Origin of the sequence: Parapedobacter sp. (genome assembly GCF_035556095.1) — a bacterium.
In the GTDB taxonomy this organism is placed as follows: domain Bacteria; phylum Bacteroidota; class Bacteroidia; order Sphingobacteriales; family Sphingobacteriaceae; genus Parapedobacter.
In genome coordinates this window covers 33,116-58,472 of record NZ_DATMFT010000004.1, presented here as the reverse complement: position 1 = coordinate 58,472, position 25,357 = coordinate 33,116, and the positions used below count along the sequence as shown (strand labels likewise).

Here is a 25,357-nt window from a genome sequence, read left to right as displayed (position 1 = left end):
GGGCAGACCTATGCGCTATTCGATAAACGTCGCTGTGTAAGGAGATTAAAACTTGCATATGCAGTGCCGTTTCTCTACTTTTGCACCCAAGTAAAAGTCTATAGAATCATGGTGTGCCGCCTAAAGACGAATAGCACACCGAATCGAAACAACAAATGAGTTACAACGAAGTCAAAACAACGATCGATATCGGCGCAGGCCGCCAGATTGAGATTTCCACCGGGAAGATGGCCAAACAGGCAGACGGCTCGGTGGTGGTCAAGCAGGGAAAAACCATGCTGTTGGCCACGGTGGTTTCCGCACAGGAACCCAAACCCGGAGCGGACTTTTTACCGCTTTCGGTAGACTACCAAGAAAAGTATGCATCCACGGGCCGTATCCCCGGTGGCTTTCTGCGCCGTGAGGCCCGGCTTTCGGACTATGAGATTCTTATCTCCCGGTTGGTCGACCGTGCGTTGCGCCCGCTGTTCCCTGAAGATTACCATGCGGACACGCAGGTCATGATATCGTTGATATCGGCCGATAAAGACATCATGCCCGACGCATTGGCCGGATTGGCGGCATCGGCAGCCATAGCGGTTTCCGATATCCCATTCAACGGGCCGATATCGGAGGTTCGAGTGGCCAAGATCGACGGGCAGCTGGTCATCAACCCGTTGCTGAGCGAACTTGAAAACGCGACGCTCGAATTTATTGTAGCAGGGTCTGCCAATGACATCGTCATGGTAGAGGGCGAAGCCAAGGAAATTTCGGAAGCTGAGATGGTAGAGGCGATTGAATTTGCCCATCAGGTCATTAAAAAACAGGTGCAAGCACAGGTGGAATTAGCACAATTGGTCGGTAAAACCACCAAGCGGGAATATAGCCACGAGCCGAGCAATCCCGAACTACGTGACCAGATTTTTGCGGCTACGTATGACGACGTGTATGCCGTGGCAAAATCTGCTTCTGCCAAGCACGAGCGTAGCGAACAGTTTAAGCAAATCGGTAAGGCATTCGTAGAGGCAACTTTTGGTGAAGAGGAGCTTGATGAGGATACCGCGTTCTTGGTGAAAAAATATTACCACGACGTGCAATACGACGCGATACGTAACTTGGTTCTGAATGAAGGTATGCGGCTTGATGGTCGGGATGTCCGTACCGTGCGGCCGATATGGAGCGAAGTGGATTACTTACCCGCTGCTCACGGATCTGCTGTGTTTACCCGTGGGGAAACCCAGTCCCTCACGTCGGTGACATTAGGCGCGAAGGATGACGAGCAAATGATTGATGGCGCGTTTATTCATGGTTACAATAAATTCCTTTTGCATTATAATTTCCCTGCATTTTCCGTAGGCGAAGTACGTCCAAACCGGGGGCCTGGCCGCCGCGAGGTAGGCCACGGCAACTTGGCCCTGCGCTCCTTAAAGCAGGTACTTCCCGCGGGCGACGATAATCCCTATACCATCCGGGTGGTATCTGATATCCTCGAGTCGAATGGCTCGTCGTCCATGGCTACCGTCTGTGCAGGTGCATTGGCGCTCATGGATGCCGGCATAAAAATCAAAGCACCCGTATCGGGTATTGCGATGGGCTTGATTACCGATGAGAAAAGTGGTAAATATGCAATATTGAGCGATATCTTAGGCGATGAGGATCACTTGGGCGATATGGACTTTAAAGTGACCGGTACCGAAAAAGGTATCGTAGGTTGCCAGATGGACTTGAAAATCAACGGCCTGAAGTGGGAAGTGTTGACGCAGGCGTTGGAACAGGCGAAAGAAGCACGTCTCCACATCCTCAACGAAATGAAGAAGACGCTTGCGGAGCCCCGGGCTGACTACAAGCCGCATGCGCCACGCATCATCAGCTTCTCAATCGATAAGGAATTTATCGGAGCCGTGATTGGGCCAGGTGGTAAAATTATTCAGGAAATGCAGCGCGAGACCGGTGCTACCATCGCCATTGACGAAGTCGACAATAAAGGGGTGGTACAGGTGTTTGCGGACGACAAAGCCTCTATAGACGAGGCCGTGCGGCGCATCAAGGCCATTGCTGCCAAACCCGAAGTAGGAGAAGTCTATGAAGGCAAGGTGAAATCGATCATGCCATTTGGTGCATTCATCGAAATCATCCCCGGTAAAGATGGTTTGCTCCATATTTCGGAAATCGACTGGAAACGGTTTGAGAACATGGATGGAATTTTCAACGTGGGTGACATCGTGAAGGTGAAATTGTTGGATATCGATAAGCAAGGTAAGCTGAAATTATCCCGCAAGGCACTGATTCCGAGACCGGAGAAAAACGAAGCTTAATTTTATAGCCGATCGTCTTAGTCGTAAGTCGATCGTCTTCTTACGTAACTTGAAAAAGAGCCGTCGCGTTTCAAACGAGGCGGCTCTTTTGATATTGGTATTGGCGAAAGGCTGGCCAATAGAGCCATTCGTATCGGAGTGAGTTTTTTAAGAATTATTTTGCCCTACTTCCGCAGAAAATTGATAGGTTTGCGCGTGTGCTAAACATTAAGCTTTTTTGCTAAAATGAAGAAAAAAATTCTGATCAGCGACATCGCTAAAGATTTGGGGGTTTCAGTTACTACCATATCGTTTATTCTAAACGGGAAGGCTAAAGAGAAACGTATTAGTGAAGGGTTGACCAAAAGGGTGCTTGAGCATGTCCAGAAGGTGGGTTATAAGCCCAATGAGCTGGCAAAAAGCCTCCGAACGGGAAAGACAAAGATTATCGGCTTAGTCATCGAGGACATTTCCAATCCATTCTTTGCTAATATCGCCCGTCTCATCGAAGCCAAGGCCTATAGTAGGGGTTACCGCATCATCTACTGCAGTACTGATAATCAGCCCGAAAAAGCCACCGAGCTCATTCAGCTTTTTCGTGACCGCCACGTTGATGGTTACATCATCACGCCGTCTGAGGGCGTACGGGATACCATTGCGTCGTTGTTGAGCAGCCAGCTGCCTGTTGTATTGTTTGACCGATACATCCCCGGATTGGAGACGAGCCATGTTATAACCGACAACTTGCGCGGTGCATTCGATGCCACTGCGCACCTTGCCCAGCAAGGGCACCGTCGCATCGCGATGGTGACGCTTTATTCGTCGCAAACACAGATGCGCGATCGGATGAACGGTTATATGCGTGCCATCGATACCTACAAGTTACAACCCTACGTAAAAAAGGTGAACATGGGCGATGATGAACCGACGGTGATTGCCGAATTCCGTGCATTCATGGAAGACCAACAGCCCGATGCCGTATTCTTTGCCACCAACTATTTGGCGATTGCCGGTCTGAAAGCATTAAAGCAGCATCAGGTGCCTGTGCCGGCTATGGCATCGTATGACGACCATACGCTTTTCAAGCTGTTCACACCCACCATTACCGCCGTGTCACAACCCATTGAAGCCATCGCGAGTGAGCTGATCAACATTCTACTGAACCAGCTCGATGGCAAGGAGAAAGGGCTGAAGCAGGTGGTGTTGCCGTCGGAGCTGATTATTAGGGAGTCGTCACTCTCGGTTGGTTAGGCACGTCTGTTTAACGAGTCCGGCGGCGTCGGAGAATCCGTTGTTTTTTGCAAGGGTTGCGTAGACGCATGCATGGTCCATGTCGCCGATCTGTTGGTAGCAGACTGCGAGGTAATATGCTGTTTTTCCCCCTTGCAGGCCCGGTTTACTGATCGATTTCCGGAGGTAAGGGATCGCCAGGCCGGGGTCGCCGAGCGTGTAGTAGTAAAAGCCTATATTTTGTAATGCGTAGGGACTTGTGGGGTCTATTCCTAATGCATCTTGGTAACGTGCTAAAGCCAAGTCGTAACGCGACGCAGCGAACCACTGCTGCCCCTCCACCAGATAGCTCGTAATTGTCAGGCCATCCAGCCGTTTCTGGATGGTGGTATCGCCCTGGAACCGGTCGGCATTTTCCTTTTTGACAAGGGCAATCAGCGTGTCGAGCGGATAGCCTGACGACTGTAGCGCCCATGACGCATCCTCCAGCGCGGCCGGTTTCGGCGTCCGTGCAGTGGCCACATAGCGGCTGTACATGGCCAGCACTTCGGTGGTATCGCCGCGTGCCCCCGCCTCTCGTATGGCGTACTGGTAGCCGCTATAGCCGCTAGGGGCGGCGTAAAACGATCTCTTCAGGTAGTAGTACGCACTATCGAACATGCCGCGTTCCTTGGCCATGAGGTATTTGTAGAAGTCCGGCCGCCCGAAGTGTGGGTTGATGGCATTGGCGAGGTCGAACTGTCGTGAGGCCTCGGCGTACCGTTTTTCACGGAAGTAGCAGATGCCCGCATATTCAGCAAAGGATACCGACGAATACATCGCTACATTTGGGATTTTGGGGCCGAACGCCGCAATCTGGTCGCCTGTGAGCGATGGTGAAAGGTTGTTGTCGATATCGTCCGACACGAGGCGGTTCTCTAGTAGTGCAGTGCGGTCGGCGTGATAGCTGGCATACAGCGGGGCAAGGGCTGCGGCAAACAGCAAGGTGGTTACCGCACGCCGTATGGTGGGCGTGGCCGGTATGGCGTGATTGCCGGTGCGCCGGCCGTTGGCGATGGTGAGCCCCATCAGTATGGCGAAGCCGACCTGCATAGTAGGTCGGTATAGGGGGAAGTTGAACGATGCATCCACGGCATACACGAGTAGGAGCATCAGTGCCAGGAACGCACCGGCGCGTTGATTCGCGTCGGTAGGCCTCAAGATACGCCGCAGGTTGATCGTGAGCAACGCCCCGAATATCGCGAGGTAGAGCAATCCGTTGACAATGCCGGTCTCGGCAGCCACTTCGAGGAAATCGTTGTGTGTGTGCACCGAAAAGATATAATCGCTCCCCATGTAGGGGGTATTGGCAATCATCCAGTTGCCCACGCCGATACCTTGCAATGGGTTTTCGCTAGCAAAGGTGAGGGCTTGTGCCCAATAGGATAGTCGTGCCTGTGCGGACGATTCGTCCGGCGTAATTTGCATGATACGGCTTGTGGTCGACTCGAAACGCCCGCTGAGGCCGAGGTGGTGGAAGACGACGTTTGCCGTAACCAGCGCGGCGAGAACCGGTACAACCAGATGGGCCGCTTTTGCCCAGCCCATTTTGCTTTCGCCGCGGTACCTGATTAGGTAGGCCACGCAGGCGAGGGCCAATAGCAGCATCACCAACAGCGAACTCCGGGAGTTGACGAGGAAGACGCAGGTGGCCATGGGTAGCAGCGCGATAGACAGTGGCCACCGCATGCGGGGACTGCCATAGACGATACCGAACAGAACCAGGGGGATCTTCCACAACATGCTTGCGGCGAAGATGTTGGGATTGCCGGCGTTGCCCTCAAGTGCACCGAGAATTTCTGATGGCACCGCCGATTGTAACCCGTTGAGTAATGCCAGTGACTGGACCGTGCCGATAATGGCGATAAGCAATACCACCTTCGGTATCAGCCGGGTGTACCCCTGGAGCAACGTACATATCAGGGTCACCATCGTGGCCGATACGAGCAGCTGGGAGATGCAAAGTAAGGCCAGGGACTTGTTGGCGGCAGCTAGATACGACGCCCCGGCCAGGCAAACAAAAGCGATGTAAGCAAGCAGCACCCCATGTTTCCATACCGGCGGTGTCGGGTGACGGCCGATCAGCCCGAATGCGAACAGCAGCACAACCCCGATGTTGATGATGTTGAGGTAAAGAAACTGGAGCCGGGCGATATCGATGCGGTCGACTACGGGGAAGAGATCTATGGCGAGATAGGCGGTTAGGACAGCAAGCACCCATAGGCCGACTTGCGGGTCGCGGTTTTGTGGTGAAGCGGTTTTCATCGCGGTATAATTAACGTTAGGCACCAAAGGTACGGGTTTTCCGAAATGAGGCGGCTCATGGATGGCCACCAAAGGAAAAAGAGGGTGTATCTTGCTGATGATACACCCTCTTCTCGCCCGGAATGGGGTTCGTCTGCGCCGGTTAGAGTAGGCTGATACCCGTTTTGCCGAAACGATAGGAGAGCCCCACCTCGTGGGTGGAGTTCCCGATACGGCGGTTAAGTTCCTGGTTATTGGCGTTGAACTGGTAGCTATAACCAATGCCCATCTGCCGCAAGTTGATTTGCGATAGCAGTCCCACCTCGCCGTAGCTCCGCAGGTTGATACCCAGTCCGAAAGCCCGCTTTACGAACACCATGGCCGACACGTCGGCCTGCGGCCGCAAGCTTTCGGCATAGACAACCAGCAGGGCCGGCTTCACGTGGAAGTCGCTATTCAGCTCGAACAGGGCCCCCGCGTTGAGAAAATACTGGTTGCGAAAGTTGTAGCGGTTGTCTGAGTCCACGCCCAGGTTGCCCAGCATGAGGCGTGGCAGCGCGAGGCCTACATAGTACCGATCGGGGCGGTAGAGCATTACGCCGAAGCCAACGAGGGCGTCAGTCTCCCGGATATCGTCGGCGAAAGCCAGGTCCATCGGGTCCAACTGTGAAAAGTTGGCGTTATGGTTCACCACCCCCGCGTTGAGGGATAAACCCACGTATTCAGATTCCGATATGCGCACCGCTTTGGCGAAGTAGGCGGAAACCTCGGTCTGCTTTTCCACGGCGAGGGCCTCATGCCGGAAATTGAGTCCCACCGTGGCGCCGAAGTTTTTCAGCCCAACATGGCCGCCGCCCCAGAGGATGGTGGGCGCCCCTTCCAGTCCGACCCATTGCCGCCGGCCGACGATGGAGATTTCACCACTCCCGTGGATAAGGCTTGCCGCGGGGTTCAGTATACCGCGGATCTGGCCGTGCTGCGTATACGTGATGCCCTGCTGGGCGTTGCTGGCCAGGGCCAGCAACAGCAACAGGGTGGTTATGAGATACGGTTTCATTTTTCGTTTATTGTTCATAGTCCTTCTTCCTTCCGTTTATTTCATTACGAAATAGCCTTTTTTGTGCTTCCATTGGCCGTTTTCCTTAATCTCGACAATGTAGAAGTAGGTGCCTGACGGCACGGGCAGTCTGCCGGTGCCGATACCGCGGAATGCCCTGGCGCCATTGTCATAGCCAAACACTTCGTAAATGAGCGTGCCATTCCTGTTGAAGATGGTGACCTTGTTCTCAGGATAGTCGCGTATCCCTTCGATCATCAGGAAGTCGTTGATGCCGTCGGCGCTGAGTGATACGGCTTGGTGCACTCGTATGGGCAGCTCTTCGGCGGGATCGACCACGGTGACGGTAACGGTTACCGGCGCTGCCGCCAGGTGGTTGGCGTCGCCTGCCTGTGTGGCGGTGATGCGCACGGTGCCGAGACGAAGTACGTTGAGCGTGGTGCCCGTTACGGTGGCTACCTGCTCGTCGTCTACGCTGAGCGTTACAGGGAGACCACTGCTGCTGCTTACCTGCAGGGCTACGCTGCCCGCATCGCGGCGGAGCTCACCCGGTGAGGTAAACGTGATGGTCTGGGTGGCTTGAGTCACCACGAGACGTACGGACGCTTTGGCGGCCTGCGTATTGGTGGTGTGTTCGGCGGGCACGATGTCTCCGGAGAGCGTGTAAGTGCCTACACCGTCCCCAAATGTAGAGCGGTCCCAAGTAACGGCCACGTTGGCCGTGGTGCCATCGGTATACACCACACCGACCCGCTCGGGGAGCGGCAGCTGTGCGGCTGGAATGCCATAGGTCGTGGCCACATCGGCCAGGTCCGCTACCGTCGCCACGTCGCGGCCCACGTCTACGGTGGCCGTTGCTGTGGCCGTGTTGCCCACGGCGTCGGTCACGGTCAACGTGACAGTCCGGCGGCCCGTTTCGTTACGGTTGAACACTGTTTTATCCAGTGACAGCGTAACGGTTCCACCGGCATCGGTGCTGCCGTTGTCTACCTGTTGCGGCGTGATGGTGACGGTGCCGCCGGTACCGAGGGTTACCCGGATATCCTTCGCTTTGGCCACGGGCGGCACGCGATCTATGGCGTAAGACTCACCCGAGGCGAAGGTCCGAACAGCATGCGGCTGGATACCTGCGGTATCTATGAAATCGAGGCGTAGTGTGCCCTGTCCGGCTACGGCCGACACCGGCACGGTCCACACCTCTCCGCTGCCGGAAGGTGTTCCGATGGTGGCAATGGCGCTGCCTGTGGTCGCCAGGGCGAAGTCGGCGGCATCCACGTCAGAAACCGGTGAAGAGAAGGTAACCGTATAGGACAGTTGTTCTGCATTGGTCGGCGACGCGACATCGCGGGAGATAGACGCAACGGACGTAAGGGTCAGCGTATCGCCGGTGGGCGATTCGAGGGTTCCCCCGTCGGCATCGACGGACCGGACCCGGAAGTGGTAGTGCGTACCGGGGTCGAGGCCCGCCACCACGGCAGAAGTGTTCGTCACGATCCGGCTTTGGTAGCCGTCCACGAACGTGGAGAAATCCGCCAGGCGGGAGACGTCCAGTTGGTACGACTCCGCACCGATCACGTCGGGCCACGCCAGTGCGAAGCCGTCATCGGTGATCTCGGAGACGTTAGGTAGCTGCGGTGTGAGGGCGTACCCCAATGCCACAGGGTCGGCAACGGTCAGCGCGACGAAGGAATGGTCTTCGAGGTCGGCCTCCACGTAGCTGTCGCTACCCGTGTGGCTGGTGCTGCCCATGATGGGCTTGAAGGGTGCGTCAGCGGTGGCCTGCGCAAAGAGCAGCAGCGTCGCCGCATCATGTTGGCCCAGTTCAGTTGTTTGGTAGCGCACGCGCACGCGGCCGGTGAACGCCACAGGGCCAGACACCCGATACACCCGGGGCAGCGAGTTGCCCGTACCGATTGGTACGGGCGAAGTACGGAAGGCAAGCGTTTTGCCCCGCATCACCAGTGGTGCACCGCTGGCTGGCAGCAGTGCCAGGCGTTCGTAGGAAAACCACGACCCCGGATGTGCCGTTATGCCCTCGTCGTGTGTCCCGACTTGGCCATGTGAGGGGTTGGCCCACATGATGGCCACCGCCAGCATGGCCAGCCAGCGTGCGAAGAGGGGAAACTTGTTTTTCAAATTCATATCCTCAGTGGTTTAAGGTGGTTATTGGATTTCCAATCCTCCGCTGACATAACCGTCGATGGTGTTTATCAGGGTAAGGCCATCAGCTGTTGCAGATACGACAAACATTAACCGCGTACCTGCGGTCACCGGAATGGACAAGCCAGTTAATATACCGTTACACATATCGCCAATACTAACAAGCCCCGTAAAAGGGGGGGAAAGCGTCATCGTGGTACCCGGGACGGATGTAAAGATATTATCCGGGGTAGTAGACTGGTACAATTCGGCGTGGATAGTTATCGTAGTGCCAACGAGCGATAATCCAGTGGTCGTACTGAAGAACGCCGAGAGGCTCGTAATCGTGCCATCCCGCGGCACCATAAAGGCCATATTGAGGTTCGTACTCGGGCTACCCGTCAAATCAATGTAACCCATAGGAGCTGGTAGCTCTGCGCTGTTGCCAAAACCGATGGCGGCAGGCTTGCCCACTAGTCCGCCCATGATCGTTGTTAATGAGACCGGCGTGCCAGACGAAAACGGGATAATCGCGCTTCCACCCCCGCCGGATCCCGGGTCCCCCTGTGGCCCAGTGGGTCCCGGATCGCCCTGGGCTCCTTTTGCGGCAACTAGTGCATAGTCTGGACTGACATCTGGGGGGAGGATTATAGATGGTACGTTGATAACCACGTAAGTGGAACCATTGTAGTGGACAACTTGTCCGGGTTGGTAGGTTGAGGCACTCAGGAGGTCAAAAGTGACCATCGACGTGAACGTTGCGTCTGCCCCGGTATCGCCCTTGGGTCCCTGTAATCCCGTAGCGCCGGTATCACCCTTTGGTCCTTGCGGCCCGGTATCACCTTGTGGTCCCTGTGGTCCCGGCAGTCCTTCCGGCCCTGCAGCGCCGGTATCGCCCTTGGGTCCCTGTGGTCCAGTCGCCCCGGCGTCACCCTGTGGTCCTACCGGCCCTGGGAAGCCTTGTGGTCCGGCTTCACCTTGTGGTCCCTGTAGTCCAGGGTCCCCAGTGGCCCCGGTATCGCCCTTAGGCCCCGTTGCTCCGGCTGGTCCGGTTTCACCCTGTATTCCTTGCGGCCCTACCGGTCCTGGGAAACCTTGTGGTCCAGTATCCCCTTTTGGTCCCTGCAGTCCAGCGTCCCCAGTATCGCCCTTAGGCCCCGTTGCTCCAGCTGGTCCAGTTTCACCCTGTACTCCTTGTGGTCCTACTGGTCCGGTCAGCCCTTGCGGTCCCGTTTCGCCAGTTTCACCCTGTATTCCTTGTGGTCCTTGTGGTCCGACTGGTCCGGGCAGTCCTTGTGATCCCGTATCCCCTTTTGGTCCCTGTATTCCTTGTGCTCCGATTTCACCTTGCAGTCCTTGCAGTCCCTGTGGTCCCACTGGACCGGGCAGCCCTTGTGGCCCAGCGGGTCCCGTTTCGCCATCGGCTCCCCGTGCGACCAAGAGTAGATAGTCTCCTGCGTCGGGCGTGCCAGCTGGGTTGTTCTTATTGGCCCGGTAAACACTGCCATTGTAGGTAACCAACTGGCCGGCTTTATAGTTTGCAGCGTCTTCGGCATCGTATGCCTCCGCCGCGGCAAATGGGTTTTCGCCGGCATATTGGATGCGCAGCCAAACCGAGCCGCTATAATAATAGAAACCCGGCGTGTTGTCGGTCTGGTAAATTAGCAGGCCGGTTGCCGGGTTAGCGGGTCGTTGTGCGGCAGTCAGCCGGGGGATCAATAAACCCTTGCCATTTGACATGATTTCAAGTTGTGCCGACGGATCAGGCTGTTCGATGCCGATGCCGACTTGGGCCAACGCGAGGGATGGCACCAATGCTAAGAAGCAGATGATGAGATTTACGTACGCTTTTTTCATGTTAATAAATTATAATATTGGTATTAGATGGCAGTATATTGGAAGGCTCACATTGATTTATATCGTTGGGCTTCAGCTTGTGATGGTTTATTGACGGCACCGTCAATAATAAGACTATTCGGTAGCGGCAATCGAAACGGAGAATATCCGTCCCGGTTTTGGTTCCGGTTGCTGGTCATCGTATGTTGTTTTTCGTTTAAATAGAAAATGTTTTATCATGGATAGAATGTTTTCAAAAGAACAGATTTTTTGAGACAAATTTCCCACCCGAATGGGTAGTTTTGTATTTTTTCTGATACCTTATAATATTTGGGCGTGACATGCTAGGATGATGCCTGTGGCCAGATCAGTAGGTATCAAATACGACTTCCAACACCCAGCGGGAGTCTGAAAAAATAGTACGGGAGGTATGCGCACCAATAGGCGCTATGTAGTAGCTAGTTTGTAGTTGGGCTGGCAGCAAGCCGCTACCGCGTTAGGGAGCGGTAGGCACAAATTTCATCGATAAGGAATTGACGCAATGACGTGTGTTTTTTGGTGTGAACCGTTCACCAACGAACACATGGCCCAAGTGGCCTCCGCAATTGGCACACAGAATTTCTGTTCGCCGCCCATCGGCATCGGGCACGTGTTTTACGGCCCCGTCGATTTCGTCGTCAAAACTCGGCCACCCGCAATGCGATTCAAATTTGTCTTCCGACCGATAAAGCGGCGCATCACAACGCTTACACACGTAGGTGCCGTTTGCTTTGTTATTTAGCAACGCCCCGGTAAATGGCCGTTCGGTTCCCTTATGCAGGATGATGTATTCTTCTTCTGCTGTCAATTCGTTGTATTTTGATGTGTCCATGTTGCTGGCAGTTGTGTGATGTTTACTAACATTGGCCCCACTTCGGTTATTCCGCTGTTGAGCAGTTTGTCCGCAAGCTGTTTGCAGTGATAAGAGCACTAACATAAGTCCGATATACCGCATCATAACCTTTTAAACTCTAAGTGAGACCGTGGATACGCTGTTTATGCGAATATACATTATTTATTCCTGAAATGTTTTCATCCCAAGGTCATTTCTTTCGGGCGTTGTGGAATCTGCATTTTTAAACCGGCATTTTATCGCCTTTGGTTCGCGCATTGAACCGGTAGACATGTGTGGCGCCGTTGAAAAGCCCTTATTAACTTAAAGTTAATTTTAATTTCAAGTTCGTCGAATTTATCTCATCCGGCGTTTTAAGTGCTTAGACGGGCTCTTAATGGAGGGTAACCGCATATATGCCACCGTGTGTGGCCAATAATTCGAACTCGCGGTCCTAAAAAACATCCTGAGACCCTCGGCTATATCCTCAACTTTTTCAATTAAATCTTAAATGCGTTGGCCTTGGTGTAGGGCTCATCATTTGATAATAAAAAATAATTTTTAGAAACGCAAATTTGCCCGGATGCCCGTCGCTGTTCACCGGTTGTCGTCATTCCGCTAAAACAGGCTATATGTGCTTTAATCGCGGATTTTAATCAATTTAGAACGATTATAAATTATTAAATTCGGTCATCCCATTGTCATCCATATGGCAATAAATTATACTTTTGTGGCATTATTAGAGGGGTGTAGTTCCATTGATTCAGATTACCCAAATTTTAACATTTATCATAATCAGTATAACGTGCTCGATATGAGACATATCTCGTTAGTTTTTGAAAGAATTGCCAAGCCGATATCCGTTGCTTTGGTGTTGTTGTTTGCGGTTTCTTCGTTGCAAGCTCAGGATCCGAAGGCCGGCGAGACGGTTTTTAGAGCTAATTGTTCGTCTTGCCACAAAGTGTACGGCAAATTTCTGGGGCCGGAGCTGGCCGGGGTGAATGAACGGCGAGAGGAAGCCTGGCTAGTGAAATGGATACACAACGCACCTGCCATGATTGCATCCGGCGATCCGATCGCGCTGGAATTGGATGCCCAATTCCCGGGTGCTATGATGTCGGCATTCCCGGCGCTTACTGACGACGATATAAAAAATGTCCTTGCCTACATCAAATCGGAAGAGGAGAAAAAGGCTGCTGCCGATGCGGGTGGCGGTGCCGCTGGTGGCGCTGCTGGAGCAGCAGCAGGTGCCAGTGGTGATGCAAGCAATTTCATGATTATCGGCCTTGTGGCGGTGATTGTTCTGGCATTCGCGGTCATTCTGGTGCTCAACAAGGTTATCCGTACGTTGGAGCGTGTCATCAGCAACAACAAAACGCTCATCCCGGAAGAAGTGGAAACGGAAGAGACCCAAGGGAAAGATTACCTCGGCAAGTTAAAAAAGCTGGCCAAAAATAAGAAGTTGGTGTTTTTCACCGTGCTGTTGGTAGCTATCTTCCTGAGTTCAGCAGGATGGAAAACCCTTTGGAACGTGGGGGTGCATGAGGGATACAAGCCGGTACAGCCGATTAAGTTTTCCCACCAGCTCCATGCCGGTGTCAACCAGATTGATTGCCAGTATTGCCACGGAGGGGCTTATAAATCCAAGAATGCCTCCATCCCTTCGGCCAATGTGTGTATGAACTGCCATAAGGCCATTACGGCAAGCGACAAATACGACGGTCAGCTTTCGCCTGAAATTGCCAAGATTTACCGGGCATTGGACTATAATCCCGAAACGATGGAATATGGACCGGATCAACGTCCGATCGAGTGGATACGCATCCATAACCTTCCTGATTTCGCTTACTTTAATCACTCACAACACGTGGTCGTAGCTGGCGTAGAATGTCAGACGTGCCACGGCCCGATTGAGACCATGGCTGAAGTGTACCAATACTCGCCGCTCACTATGAAATGGTGTATCGATTGTCACCAGGAGACGGAAGTAAACCATGAGGATAACGCCTACTACGACCAACTGATTGCTGCACATGAGCAGCTGAAGAAGGGGGAGAAGGTTACTGCGGCCATGCTGGGCGGATTGGAATGTGGCAAATGCCATTATTAATTATAACAATAACAACTACGTAATCACTAGACTACGCAATCTTTATACATAGCTTAAATGGATAGCAACAAGCAATATTGGAAAGGTTTGGAAGAGTTGCAGCAGACGCCCGCTTTCGTAGCGAAAAGCAAAGGTGAGTTTGCCGAAACGATTCCTGTTGAAGATGTTTTGAATGAGGCTGGCTTAAGCACCAAAACACCGCGCCGGGACTTCCTGAAAGCATTGGGATTTGGGGTAGGTGCGGTCACATTGGCCGCTTGTAATCGTACTCCTGTACACAAAGCGGTGCCTTATTTGATTAAGCCGGAGGAGATTACCCCCGGTATTCCGAATTTCTACGCATCCAGCTATAAAGGGCAGAGCGTATTGGTGCGGACGCGTGAGGGGCGGCCCATCCTGTTGGAAGCTAACCCCGCGGCGGTAGGTCTGAATTGTGGTACGGATGCCGCTACGCAAGCATCCGTGCTCGACCTGTACGACCAATCAAAGCTGAAGGGTCCGAAGTTCAATGGAGCTGATATATCGTGGGATGAACTGGATACACATGTCGTTACGGCACTGGGCGCAGCCCAAGCGGCCGGAAAGCAAATTCGTATCGTGTCTTCCACGATTAATAGTCCGTCCACAATTGCTGTGATTGCCCGTTTTACCGAGAAATACCCGACTGCCAAGTTGATTGAGGTCGATGCGGTTTCTTATGGCGGTATTATTAAAGCGAACGCGAATAGTTTCGGCAAGGAAGTCGTGCCGCATTACCGATTTGACAACGCCGATGTTATTGTTAGCGTTGCCGCCGATTTCCTGGGCACATGGCTCAGCGGTGAGGAACACACGCAGCAATACATCGCTAATCGCGACTACAAAAGTCTGAAAAAAGGGAAGATGTCGCGCCATATCCAGTTCGAAGGCGGAATGAGCATGACCGGAACGAACGCCGACGTTCGTGTTGCTATCAAACCTTCGGAAGAAGGGCCACTGCTGATTGCCCTGTATAACGCGGTAACCGGTAGCAGCCTGCCCGGAGCGCTCAGCACCAATCCGAAAGCGCAAACCGCACTGAAGTTGGTGGCTCAGGAATTGTTGCAGGCCCGTGGTCGTGCCTTGGTTGTTTCCGGTTCGAACGATGTAGGGATACAAACATTGACCAATGCCCTCAACGTAGCGCTTGAAAGCTATGGCAGTACCATCGATCTTGATAACCCTTCTTACCAATACAAAGGCAACGACGAAGCGTTTGAAACATTTTTGGCCGAAGCAGGCCGCGGCGAAGTAGATGTCGCGTTTTTCCTGAACGCCAATCCACTATACGAGTATGCCGCAGCAGATAAGGTGGCTGAAGCGTTCGGAAAAATCAAGTTTAAGCTTTCATTTGCCGACCGTGAAGATGAAACCGCAGCCGAGTTGGAGGCCATCGCACCAAACCACAACTTTTTGGAGTCTTGGGGTGATGCCCACCCGCGGGGAGGGTACTATACTGTTGTGCAACCAACCATCAATCCGGTGTACAATACCCGCCAAGCAGAGCAAAGCTTGCTGTTGTGGGCCGGCGATACCACTGATTATTATACGTTTGTAAAAGATAACTGGGAGCAACAGATTCTCGTTGGTAGCACGAAGACATGGAAGGACGTATTGCAAACTGGGTTTGAGTTTAAGGGCGACCAACCTGCATCGACGTATAGTTTCGACACATCAAATTTGGGCGCCTTAGCGCAGGCTATTGCTACGCAAAGCAAAGCGCAAGCCAACGATGTGGAAGTGCAACTCTATCAAAGCGTGGCGCTCAAAGACGGCAAGCAAGCGAATAACGCTTACCTGCAGGAATTGCCCGATCCGGTATCCAAGGTAACTTGGGACAATTACGCGGCGTTGAACCCGAAATTTGCCGAGACATTGGGCTTGGGAGAGAATAGCCTGGTAACGGTGGAGGGGGAAAATGGTTATCAGATAACCCTGCCCGTGTTGATGCAACCGGGGCAAGCGATGGGAACAGTATCCATTGCCGTAGGTTATGGCCGTACCAAGGCCGGTAAGGCGGGCAACAACGTGGGTAAAAACGCATATCCGTTTGTAAAGTTGCAAAACGGCACCATGCAGTACAATACAACGGCGAAGTTGGCCAAAGCCAGCGGTTCGTATGAGTTGGCCCAAACCCAAACCCACCACACCATCGAAGGACGTAACATTATCCGCGAAACGAGCTTTGCCAAGTACCAGGAAAATCCGGCCCATAACGCTGGCCGGTGGACCGATACACACAAAACTTACGATTTGTGGAATAAATATGAGCAACCGGGCCACAAATGGGTGATGGCTATCGACCTCAATGCCTGTACGGGTTGTGGTTCCTGTATCGTAGCTTGTAATCTCGAAAATAATATTCCGGTGGTTGGCCGCGACGAAGTTCGCCGTCGCCGTGAAATGCACTGGATACGTATCGACCGGTATTATTCCATTGAACAAGACGGCCAAGCCTATACGGAAGAGGATGAGATCCGTCACCTGGATGATATGGAGAATGTATCTGTGGTACACCAACCCATGCTCTGCCAGCACTGCGAACATGCACCCTGCGAGACGGTATGCCCCGTATTGGCTACCGTACACTCATCGGAAGGGTTGAACCATATGGCCTATAATCGGTGCTTCGGTACACGGTACTGTGCCAATAACTGCCCGTATAAAGTTCGTCGTTTCAATTGGTTCAACTACTGGAACGACTCGCGCTTCGATAACTACCTCAATAACGAGTTCACCCATTTGGTGCTCAACCCTGATGTGGTTTCCCGTTCGCGCGGTGTGATGGAAAAATGCTCGATGTGTATCCAGCGTATCCAAGCAGGTAAGCTGCAGGCGAAGATAGAGAAGCGGCCATTGAAGGATGGCGACATCAAGTTGGCTTGCGCTTCGGCATGTTCGGCAAATGCTATTATTTTCGGTGACGCCAACGATCCCGAATCGGAAGTGTCGAAGGCGCTGAAAAATGAGCGTGTGTACTACGTGCTGGAGGAAATCAACGTTCAGCCAGGTATCGGGTACATGACGAAGGTGAGAAATACGTACGAGGCTTAATTAATTCTGAAACAACATATTTATGTCATCGCATAACGAATCAATAATAAGGGAACCTTTAGTAACCGGCAAAGACATCACCTATGCCAAGGTGACTGACGATATCCTGTTGCCGGTAGAAAACAAGCCCAATAAGGCGTGGTGGATCGGCTTTACGTTGGCGGCCTTAGGCGCTTTGCTATGGGTGTTTAGTGTGGGTTACACGTTTTGGACCGGTATTGGTGCTTGGGGGCTTAATAAGACTGTTGGCTGGGCGTGGGATATCACCGACTTTGTGTGGTGGGTAGGTATTGGCCACGCTGGAACATTGATTTCAGCGGTACTCCTTATTTTCCGCCAGAACTGGCGTAATTCCATCAACCGCTCTGCCGAGGCGATGACCATCTTCGCGGTAATCTGTGCGGCGACCTATGTGGTTGCCCACATGGGCCGTCCCTGGCTCGCGTATTGGATTTTCCCGCTGCCCAACCAATTCGGCTCGCTGTGGGTCAACTTCAACTCACCGCTCGTATGGGATGCGTTTGCGATCTCGACCTATTTTACCGTATCCCTGGTGTTTTGGTATTGCGGATTGCTACCCGATATTGCCTCGGTACGCGACCGTGCTGCGGGCTTGAAGCGGAGGATTTATTCCATCATGTCATTCGGATGGAACGGTTCGGTAAAAACCTGGCAGCGGTTTGAAATCGTGTCCCTGATCCTCGCCGGTATTTCTACGCCGCTCGTGCTTTCGGTGCACACTATTGTATCCATGGACTTTGCCACCTCGGTGATTCCGGGTTGGCACACCACCATATTCCCACCCTATTTCGTAGCTGGAGCTATTTTTTCGGGCTTCGCCATGGTGCAGACGCTGTTGCTGGTGATGCGTAAGGTGCTCAACTTCGAGAACTACATTACGATGTTCCACATCGAGTCCATGAACAAGATTATTCTTGCCACGGGTTCCATTGTCGGTATCGCGTATTTGACCGAGCTGTTCATCGCGTGGTACTCGGGCTCGGAATATGAAATGTATGCATTCACCAACCGGATTGCCGGGCCCTATTGGTGGGCGTATTGGACGATGATGACGTGTAACGTTATTTCACCGCAGCTGTTTTGGTTCAAACGTATCCGTACCAGCATCCCCATTTCGTGGGTCCTTTCTATCGTGGTTAATATCGGGATGTGGTTTGAGCGTTTCGTGATTATTGTCACGTCCCTGCACCGTGACTATCTGCCCTCAAGTTGGGCCATGTTTTACCCGTCGTGGGTGGATGTAGGCGTGTTCGTCGGTTCAGTTGGGGTCTTCTTCACGCTGTTCCTGCTCTTCCTACGCTTCCTGCCCGGTATAGCCATTGCCGAAGTAAAACTATTGTTGAAGAGTTCGAGCTTGCAGCATAAGACCAAATTGATCAAGGAAGGTCATCTGGACGGCGAACAGGTGGAGTTTTTCCGGAATACGCTGACGAAGTATGACTCGGTAAAGGAAGAAGAAATTAACGAATTAGAAACGAAATAGCGCAATGAGCAATATTAAGTACATCCTTGGTAGTTTTGCCGATCCGGACGAGATGATGGACGGGATTGACAAACTCCAAGCCAACAACATCAGCATCTACGATTGCTTTACCCCGATGCCGATACATGGTATCGAAGCGAAGCTGGGCGTCAGGCCTTCGCGCTTACCGATTGCAGCTTTCTGCTTTGGGATCACGGGCACGTTCCTTGGATTCAGCTTGCTTTATTATACCATGACCTACGATTGGCCGATGAACATCGGTGGAAAGCCATCACTTCCGTTACCGGCATTCGTGCCTGTTACGTTTGAGGTGACGATCCTGCTATGTGCACTGGGTATGGTGGCCACATTTTTCTACCGTAACCACCTGTTCCCCGGGCGAGCTCCCCGCGTAATGGATTTGCGTGCTACGGACGACCGGTTCATTATTGCTGTCGACGCGAAGGACAATGCTGATCATGAGAAGATTGAAGGCCTGTTGAAGTCGGCAGGTGCGGTTGAAGTGAAGTACAACGAACGAAAATATGTTAGCTATGAATAAGATGAAACTTCTTAGCGCTGTAGGTGCTGCCGTCGCGATAGCGACCGTGGTGACTTCCTGCGGAGACGGCACCACGCGTAGCCGGGGCTGGGAGTTTTCGCGGAATATGTATGATCCCCTCGGCTATAACCCCGATCAGCCCAATCCGAATTTCGCCGACGGAAAGACTGCCCAGATGCCACCAGCAGGTACGGTCCCGGTAGGGTTTGAGCGATTCACCTATGCAAACACGATGGATGATTATGAGCGTGCAGGTGTGGAGTTGATCAATCCATTGGAACGCACGGAAGCGAACCTCGTGAAAGGCGAAGCACTTTACCAGGTATACTGTGCGGTATGCCACGGACCTGAGGGACATGGCGATGGTTCGATTACAAAAGACAGGACATTGGAGGCCGAATCACGCCAGTTGGAAAATTTCCCTCCACCGCCATCCTATGCGCGGTCAGATGGTGCCAATTCTTCCCGCGGGGGAGCGATGGCTGATCTCAGCGATGGCAAGATATACCATACCATTACATACGGATTGAATATGATGGGATCGCACGCGTCGCAATTGTCGCCGGAGGAGCGTTGGCAGGTGGTTATGTATGTTAGAGAATTACAAAAGAAATAATATTATATCAGCTATATTAAATGGGAACTCACAGTCATCATAACGATTATAACTTCAGCGAGCAATTTAAATTCACTGGAAGGGGGAAAGTGGTGAGTTTGGTCGCGCTAGCCATCGGCGTTGTGACTATTGCTATTGGCTTGCTCTCTAGCGACCACGTCACCGTGGAGCGCACGTACGCCAACTTGTTACTGATGGGATATTATTTTACCGGTGTATGTGCTGCCGGCGGATGTTTTCTGGCAATCCAGTACGTCACCCAGGCCGGTTGGCCTTCAGGTTTAATACGGATACCGCAAGCAATGGCGTATGTATTGCCTGTTGCTTCATTGATTTTACTTGTCATCATTGTCGGTGGGTTGTTCTCGCACAATCTTTACCACCATTGGTTTGGCGAAGGGCTTACCGACCCCAATAGCGCTAACTATGATGCGTTGATAGCTGGTAAGTCGTCTTTCCTCAATGCGCCTGGCTTTTTGATTAGGCAGGTGGCCTTTATGGGGGCGTACAGCATTTGTGCATGGCTTCTAGCCCGTTATTCGTATAGCGAAGACCTTCATGGTGGCCTCAACGCCTACAAACGGAGCTTTAAACTGTCGGCAATATTCTTGGTGATTTTTGGTTTCACCTCGCCTATTTGGATGTTCGATACCATCATGTCGTTGGAAGCCCACTGGTTTTCTACCATGTTCGGTTGGTATAACTTCGCTGCGATATTTGTCAGTGGCCTTTGCGTGATTACCCTGATGGTGATCTTATTGAAGAAGGCAGGTTATCTAGCCTGGGTTAACGAAAACCACCTGCACGATCTCGGCAAATTGATTTTTGGCTTTTCCATTTTTTGGACGTACGTTTGGTTCGCACAGTTTATGTTGATTTGGTATGCCAACATTCCCGAGGAAACCGTATACTTCTATAAACGTTGGGAGCCGGAATACAAACCATGGTTTTGGATCAACATATTCATTAATTTCGTGATACCGGTATTGGTCTTGGTCAATCGCGACTTCGTGCGGAACAGTAAGATACTCGCTACAGTATGTATCGTACTGCTCCTTGGGCATTGGCTTGACTTTTATATCATGGTGATGCCTGGTACTGTTGAAGCCCATCGTGCCTTTGGCTGGGTTGAAATCGGTGCAGCACTTGGATTCACCGGATTGTTTGCGTTCCTCGTGCTCAATAAACTGAGCAAGCATGCATTGGCACCGGCAAAACATCCGTTCTTGGAAGAGAGTTTGCACCACCAAATTTAAGGTAGTTAATGGGCTACCGTAGTAAGGATAGAGATACGAAACACTAAATAGGGATAATCGTTATAAAAGAAATGGGCTTTATAAAGAATAGCAAGTTTAGGGCAGTCATTGTGCTGGCGTTCATTGTGGGAATAGGGGTGGCACCCCGTGCGTACTCGCAGGATACTATTACTACAGCGGCGCAGGCTGTGGATACGGTAGCGCAAGTTGCAGATACGGCGGTTGCGGTGACCGATACAACAGCTGCTGCTAGTGATTCAGCAGCAGTAGCTTCCGATACAGCGGCGACTCCCGCAGCCTCAGCGGGCGGTAGCGCAGCAACGGCTGTTGCAGTTGCGGAAGAGAGCGGACCGAATATCGACCCACAAGTGTACATGAATTTCTTTTATGGCGTCTTGTTGGTGTTCCTGATTTGTGTACTGGTAGCCGTAATCGGTAAGATCATCCAGGTGTATGAATTAACGCGCCGGATGAATGGCAAGGATACGACCTACTATATGCGTAATTTCAATGCGCGGTTGTTTATAATTGCTCTCGTTTTGGGTTTATATGGCGTGTATTGGTCGTACGTACACCATGGTGGCCAAGCTTTTCGGGCGGCAGTAACCGAGCACGGGGCGCGTATCGATACCATGTTTATCATTACAACCATTATTTGTACGATTGTACTGGTTGTCATGCACGTCGCGATGTTTTCATTTGTGTACATTTACCGTGCACGGCCCACGCGGAAGGCATACTTCTATCCCCACAACAATACATTGGAGAAAATCTGGACCATTATTCCTGCAGTGACCTTGACGATACTCGTGCTCTTCGGTTTCTTCACTTGGCGGTCTATCACCAACGTTTCTGAAGAGGCCCAAAAGGAGGCTATCCTTATTGAGGTGGTGGGCGAGCAATTTACATGGACCGTGAGGTATCCCGGCCGGGATGGCAAAATCGGTGAGCGGGATTATCGGCTTACCACACCACTTAATGGCTTGGGTATCGATTTCAATGACAAGAACAGCTGGGACGACCAGTTGGGGACCGAAATCGTTATCCCGGTGAATAAGCCGGTCCGGTTCCAGATTGGTTCCAAAGATATTTTGCACAGCTTCTATATCCCTGATTTTAGGGTACAGATGAATGCTGTTCCGGGCATGAAGACGTATTTCCAATTTACGGCCACCATGACCACCGAGGAGATGCGCGATAAGTTGGGGGATTATAACTACGACTTTGTGATGTTGTGCAACAAGATATGCGGTGGCGGTCATTACAACATGCAGAAAAAAGTACGGGTAGTTACCGAAGAGGAATATCAGGCGTGGCTTAATGAGCAGCCGTATTTTTTCACAGAGGATTTGCGGAAAGAATTTCAGTTAACAAATGCGGCCAAGGAGGAGGAAGATACCAACTTATTGGCCCAGGCTAACTAAAAATTGAAGAATAACGTATTTAATACACAGATATGTCTAGTATAGCAAGCGCAGGTACACATGGTTTAGAACACCACGCTGAACATGGCCATCACCATGAGTCATTTTGGACTAAATATGTATTTAGTCAAGACCACAAAATGATTGCGAAGCAATTTTTGATTACAGGTATTGTGATGGCGGTCTTCGCCATGATATTATCCATATTATTCAGGCTTCAACTTGCATGGCCCGACAAGGAGTTTCCTATTTTGGAAGTGCTCTTGGGCAGCAAGTGGGCAGAGGGTGGCCGCATCAATCCTGAATTTTTTCTCGCTTTGGTCACCATACACGGTACCATGATGGTCTTTTTTGTGCTAACAGCTGGCCTTACCGGTACGTTTGCAAATCTCTTAATCCCTTATCAATTAGGAGCAAGAGATATGGCTTCGCCTTTTATGAACATGCTTTCGTATTGGTTTTTCCTCGGCGCCTGCGTGATTATGGTTTCCTCCTTCTTTGTGGAGAGTGGACCCGCCAGTGCCGGTTGGACGGTTTATCCGCCGCTATCTGCGGTGCCGAAAGCCATTAGTGGTTCCGGCACGGGGATGACCCTCTGGTTGGCTAGTATGGTGTTGTTTATTATATCGCAGGTACTCGGAGGTACCAACTACATCAGTACGATATTGAACATGCGGACAAAGGGGATGGACCTGTGGAAAATGCCCTTGACGATATGGGCCATATTTTTGACCGCTATCGTGGGCCTGCTTTCGTTTCCAGTACTGGTATCGGCAGTTGTGTTGCTTTTCTTCGATCGGAGTGTGGGCACGAGCTTCTACCTGTCTGATCTGGTTATCCAAGGTCAGATTCTACCCAACGAAGGTGGTAGCCCGATCCTCTTCCAGCACTTGTTCTGGTTCTTAGGGCACCCGGAAGTTTACATTGTATTGATGCCTGCGCTTGGGCTGACCTCAGAAGTGATTTCCACCAATGCCCGTAAGCCCATATTTGGTTACCATGCGATGGTTTACTCGTTAGTGGGTATTACGGTATTGTCATTTATTGTATGGGGGCACCACATGTTCGTAACGGGTATGAACCCGTTCTTGGGCGGTGTGTTTATGATCACCACGTTGATTATTGCCGTACCGTCGGCGGTGAAATCGTTTAACTACCTTGCTACATTATGGCGCGGGAACATCCGGTTTACACCGGCCATGTTGTTTGCTATCGGCATGGTATCGTTTTTCATATCCGGCGGATTGACGGGACTATATGTGGGTAACTCCGCGATAGACATCCACGTTCACGATACTTATTTCGTGGTGGCCCACTTCCACTTGGTGATGGGGTCGGCCTCGATATTCGGTATGTTATGTGGCGTTTACCATTGGTATCCCAAGATGTTCGGGCGGATGATGGACGAGAAGCTAGGCTATCTCCATTTCTGGCTCACCTTCGTCGGGGCTTATTTCGTATTCTTCCCGATGCACTTCATGGGGATCGATGGCGTTCCGCGTAGGTACTATGCCTTTACCGAGTTTCCTTTCATGGAGAAATGGGTATCCGTCAATATCTTTATCACCTGGTCGGCAATTATCGCTGGATTGGGACAGATCGCCTTCCTGTGGAACTTCTTTACGTCGATACGGTATGGTAAAGTGGCGCCGCAGAATCCGTGGGGCTCCAACACGTTGGAGTGGACGACGCCCGTGAAGCATTTTCACGGCAACTGGCCGGGGGAGATACCGACGGTTTACCGTTGGCCATATGATTACAGCAAACCCGGGCACCATGAGGATTTCATTCCGCAGACCGTCCCGTTCTCAGAAACGATGAGCTCTAACCTGCCTCATGATTTTGAGGGTAATCCCGAGGCTGAACGTATCCAGCGGGAATGGGAATTGGCGAATAAGCCGCAGCCGGAGAGGGAGACGGAATAACCGGATATGCTGCCACCTGCTGAACGACGTTTTTTAAGGGTTAACAAGATAGCGATTGTTTCGATATTCCTGGTAATCCTCGCAGGCGGTGTGGTACGCAGCACGGGGTCTGGAATGGGATGCCCGGACTGGCCCCGGTGTTTCGATCGGCTGGTACCGCCCACAGACGCGTCTCAGCTGCCGCCCGGATATGAGGAAAAGTATATAGCCGGGCGCGAAGCGAAGAACGAGCGGTTTGCTAATATGTTGGAGCGGTTTGGCAATAAGGAGCTGGCCAATCGTATCCGGCACGATGAAAGTATCCTTCAACATGAGGAGTTCAACGCTGCAAAAACGTGGACGGAATATGTTAACCGTTTAGTGGGGGCGGTAACAGGGATACTGGTTTTGCTCACTGCAATATGCTCCATTACGTTCTTTAAAACGAAGCGGTCCATTTTTATTTGGAGTGTGATTAACGTATTTGCGCTCGGGTACCAGGCCTGGTTAGGGTCGATTGTGGTATCGACCAATCTCATGCCGTGGATTATCACGGTACATATGCTGTTGGCATTGGTCATTTTGAGCATTAGCATCTACACCTACTTCAAAGTAAGGTCGATGCGTGATAAGGACCTGCTGATTAATCACACGTCGCGTTGGATAAAACCACTGGCTGTTTTTTCGCTGCTGCTGATTGTATTGCAGGTGGCCATTGGTACAGGCGTGCGGGAGGAGATCGATATCATAGCGGCATCGGGCAATTGGCCGGATCGGGCGGATTGGTTGGAGCAGGTAAGCGGGGTATTTGAGCTACACCGTAGTTTGGCGTGGGCGTCTGGCATTGCCATTGTGGGACTGTTTTTTGTGGTACGCTCGCGGTTCGCTTCCAACACGCATCAAAGCCGGTTTACCAACCTGTTGCTCCTGCTGTTTGTGTTACAGCTGGTCAGTGCGTTGGTGCTGGCGTATTTAGGAATGCCCCCGTACGCGCAGACAGTCCACCTGATGGTTGCCTGTTTATTGTTCGGAACGCAGTATTACCAGATGCTACTGCTGAGTAGGGTTTCCCGAAAGGGCATCTGACAATTTAGAAAGAGAGTGAATGAAACCTGCCATGTCAGCGCCTGGCACAAAAAGGCGATGAAAGTGCAGCTTCCATGAGGCCATTAAGAATAGATTATTTTCGAATGAATATATCGGATAATGACATGCAGGCAAAGAAACACGGGGGGGATGTC

General features: G+C 51.8%; 18 protein-coding genes. 13 read left to right on the top strand and 5 right to left on the bottom strand.

Annotated elements, in window-relative coordinates:
• Window positions 1-155: 155 nt before the first annotated feature.
• Entirely contained in the window at window positions 156-2,294 is a 2,139-nt protein-coding gene (pnp, locus tag VNQ80_RS01180; RefSeq protein ID WP_325635537.1) for a polyribonucleotide nucleotidyltransferase, read from the top strand.
• Between the two features lie 225 nt (window positions 2,295-2,519).
• Window positions 2,520-3,524 carry a LacI family DNA-binding transcriptional regulator gene (locus tag VNQ80_RS01175; RefSeq protein WP_325635535.1) on the top strand — a complete coding sequence of 335 codons (1,005 nt, stop codon included), beginning with the start codon at window positions 2,520-2,522 and terminating at the stop codon, window positions 3,522-3,524.
• Here VNQ80_RS01175 and VNQ80_RS01170 read toward each other — a convergent pair.
• From VNQ80_RS01170 to VNQ80_RS01160, 3 genes are all read right to left on the bottom strand, one after another.
• Window positions 3,507-5,807 (bottom strand): O-antigen ligase family protein, encoded by a 2,301-nt coding sequence (locus VNQ80_RS01170; protein ID WP_325635533.1) that lies wholly within the window; start codon window positions 5,805-5,807, stop codon window positions 3,507-3,509. The genes VNQ80_RS01175 and VNQ80_RS01170 overlap by 18 nt on opposite strands.
• 142 nt (window positions 5,808-5,949) lie before the next feature.
• Window positions 5,950-6,861 (bottom strand): PorP/SprF family type IX secretion system membrane protein, encoded by a 912-nt coding sequence (locus VNQ80_RS01165; protein WP_325635531.1) that lies wholly within the window; start codon window positions 6,859-6,861, stop codon window positions 5,950-5,952.
• Window positions 6,862-6,879: 18 nt separating this feature from the next.
• On the bottom strand, window positions 6,880-8,418 hold the full coding sequence (locus tag VNQ80_RS01160; RefSeq protein ID WP_414692975.1) for a gliding motility-associated C-terminal domain-containing protein: 1,539 nt from the start codon (window positions 8,416-8,418) through the stop codon (window positions 6,880-6,882).
• On the opposite strand from VNQ80_RS01160, the gene VNQ80_RS01155 reads away from it, so the two are divergent.
• Both VNQ80_RS01155 and VNQ80_RS01150 read left to right on the top strand, forming a co-directional pair.
• Window positions 8,363-8,560: a hypothetical protein gene (locus tag VNQ80_RS01155; protein WP_325635527.1), complete on the top strand. Its 198-nt coding sequence runs from the start codon at window positions 8,363-8,365 to the stop codon at window positions 8,558-8,560. The two genes, VNQ80_RS01160 and VNQ80_RS01155, sit on opposite strands and share 56 nt — an antisense overlap.
• Window positions 8,561-8,698: 138 nt before the next feature.
• Window positions 8,699-8,845, top strand: coding sequence for a hypothetical protein (locus VNQ80_RS01150; RefSeq protein ID WP_325635525.1), 147 nt, complete (start codon window positions 8,699-8,701; stop codon window positions 8,843-8,845).
• A 161-nt stretch (window positions 8,846-9,006) separates the two neighbouring features.
• Here the strand turns inward: VNQ80_RS01150 and VNQ80_RS01145 are convergent, their stop codons facing one another.
• Complete coding sequence (locus VNQ80_RS01145) at window positions 9,007-10,839, bottom strand: exosporium glycoprotein BclB-related protein (protein WP_325635523.1); 1,833 nt, start codon at window positions 10,837-10,839, stop codon at window positions 9,007-9,009.
• A gap of 475 nt (window positions 10,840-11,314) precedes the next feature.
• Window positions 11,315-11,812, bottom strand: coding sequence for a methionine-R-sulfoxide reductase (locus VNQ80_RS01140; RefSeq protein WP_414692974.1), 498 nt, complete (start codon window positions 11,810-11,812; stop codon window positions 11,315-11,317).
• Window positions 11,813-12,503: 691 nt separating this feature from the next.
• Here VNQ80_RS01140 and VNQ80_RS01135 point away from each other — a divergent pair.
• The 9 genes from VNQ80_RS01135 to VNQ80_RS01095 all read left to right on the top strand — a co-directional run bounded on the left by VNQ80_RS01135 (window position 12,504) and on the right by VNQ80_RS01095 (window position 25,202).
• A complete protein-coding gene (locus tag VNQ80_RS01135) occupies window positions 12,504-13,799 on the top strand; it encodes a c-type cytochrome (RefSeq protein WP_325635519.1) in 1,296 nt (431 codons plus the stop codon).
• Between the two features lie 57 nt (window positions 13,800-13,856).
• Complete coding sequence (locus tag VNQ80_RS01130) at window positions 13,857-16,871, top strand: TAT-variant-translocated molybdopterin oxidoreductase (protein ID WP_325635517.1); 3,015 nt, start codon at window positions 13,857-13,859, stop codon at window positions 16,869-16,871.
• A 22-nt stretch (window positions 16,872-16,893) separates the two neighbouring features.
• On the top strand, window positions 16,894-18,375 hold the full coding sequence (nrfD, locus tag VNQ80_RS01125; RefSeq protein WP_325635515.1) for an NrfD/PsrC family molybdoenzyme membrane anchor subunit: 1,482 nt from the start codon (window positions 16,894-16,896) through the stop codon (window positions 18,373-18,375).
• Between the two features lie 4 nt (window positions 18,376-18,379).
• On the top strand, window positions 18,380-18,916 hold the full coding sequence (locus VNQ80_RS01120; protein WP_325635513.1) for a DUF3341 domain-containing protein: 537 nt from the start codon (window positions 18,380-18,382) through the stop codon (window positions 18,914-18,916).
• Complete coding sequence (locus VNQ80_RS01115) at window positions 18,909-19,532, top strand: cytochrome c (RefSeq protein WP_325635511.1); 624 nt, start codon at window positions 18,909-18,911, stop codon at window positions 19,530-19,532. The genes VNQ80_RS01120 and VNQ80_RS01115 overlap by 8 nt, the downstream gene beginning before the upstream one ends.
• Before the next feature lie 20 nt (window positions 19,533-19,552).
• On the top strand, window positions 19,553-20,788 hold the full coding sequence (locus VNQ80_RS01110) for a quinol:cytochrome C oxidoreductase (RefSeq protein WP_325635509.1): 1,236 nt from the start codon (window positions 19,553-19,555) through the stop codon (window positions 20,786-20,788).
• A gap of 71 nt (window positions 20,789-20,859) precedes the next feature.
• Window positions 20,860-22,212 (top strand): cytochrome c oxidase subunit II, encoded by a 1,353-nt coding sequence (locus VNQ80_RS01105; RefSeq protein WP_325635507.1) that lies wholly within the window; start codon window positions 20,860-20,862, stop codon window positions 22,210-22,212.
• 32 nt (window positions 22,213-22,244) lie between these two features.
• The gene (locus tag VNQ80_RS01100) at window positions 22,245-24,137 is read left to right on the top strand and encodes a cytochrome c oxidase subunit I (RefSeq protein WP_325635505.1); all 1,893 of its coding nucleotides are present in this window, start codon (window positions 22,245-22,247) and stop codon (window positions 24,135-24,137) included.
• A gap of 6 nt (window positions 24,138-24,143) precedes the next feature.
• Window positions 24,144-25,202: a COX15/CtaA family protein gene (locus VNQ80_RS01095; RefSeq protein WP_325635503.1), complete on the top strand. Its 1,059-nt coding sequence runs from the start codon at window positions 24,144-24,146 to the stop codon at window positions 25,200-25,202.
• Window positions 25,203-25,357 lie beyond the last annotated feature (155 nt).

Coding starts and splice junctions, on each gene's coding strand:
- VNQ80_RS01105 (WP_325635507.1), top strand. CDS start 20,860: ATGGGCTTTATAAAGAATAGCAAGTTTAGGGCAGTCATTGTGCTGGCG.
- nrfD (WP_325635515.1), top strand. CDS start 16,894: ATGTCATCGCATAACGAATCAATAATAAGGGAACCTTTAGTAACCGGC.
- VNQ80_RS01115 (WP_325635511.1), top strand. CDS start 18,909: ATGAATAAGATGAAACTTCTTAGCGCTGTAGGTGCTGCCGTCGCGATA.
- VNQ80_RS01140 (WP_414692974.1), bottom strand. CDS start 11,812: ATGCGGTATATCGGACTTATGTTAGTGCTCTTATCACTGCAAACAGCT.
- VNQ80_RS01145 (WP_325635523.1), bottom strand. CDS start 10,839: ATGAAAAAAGCGTACGTAAATCTCATCATCTGCTTCTTAGCATTGGTG.
- VNQ80_RS01095 (WP_325635503.1), top strand. CDS start 24,144: ATGCTGCCACCTGCTGAACGACGTTTTTTAAGGGTTAACAAGATAGCG.
- VNQ80_RS01100 (WP_325635505.1), top strand. CDS start 22,245: ATGTCTAGTATAGCAAGCGCAGGTACACATGGTTTAGAACACCACGCT.
- pnp (WP_325635537.1), top strand. CDS start 156: ATGAGTTACAACGAAGTCAAAACAACGATCGATATCGGCGCAGGCCGC.
- VNQ80_RS01110 (WP_325635509.1), top strand. CDS start 19,553: ATGGGAACTCACAGTCATCATAACGATTATAACTTCAGCGAGCAATTT.
- VNQ80_RS01175 (WP_325635535.1), top strand. CDS start 2,520: ATGAAGAAAAAAATTCTGATCAGCGACATCGCTAAAGATTTGGGGGTT.
- VNQ80_RS01135 (WP_325635519.1), top strand. CDS start 12,504: ATGAGACATATCTCGTTAGTTTTTGAAAGAATTGCCAAGCCGATATCC.
- VNQ80_RS01165 (WP_325635531.1), bottom strand. CDS start 6,861: ATGAACAATAAACGAAAAATGAAACCGTATCTCATAACCACCCTGTTG.
- VNQ80_RS01130 (WP_325635517.1), top strand. CDS start 13,857: ATGGATAGCAACAAGCAATATTGGAAAGGTTTGGAAGAGTTGCAGCAG.
- VNQ80_RS01170 (WP_325635533.1), bottom strand. CDS start 5,807: ATGAAAACCGCTTCACCACAAAACCGCGACCCGCAAGTCGGCCTATGG.
- VNQ80_RS01120 (WP_325635513.1), top strand. CDS start 18,380: ATGAGCAATATTAAGTACATCCTTGGTAGTTTTGCCGATCCGGACGAG.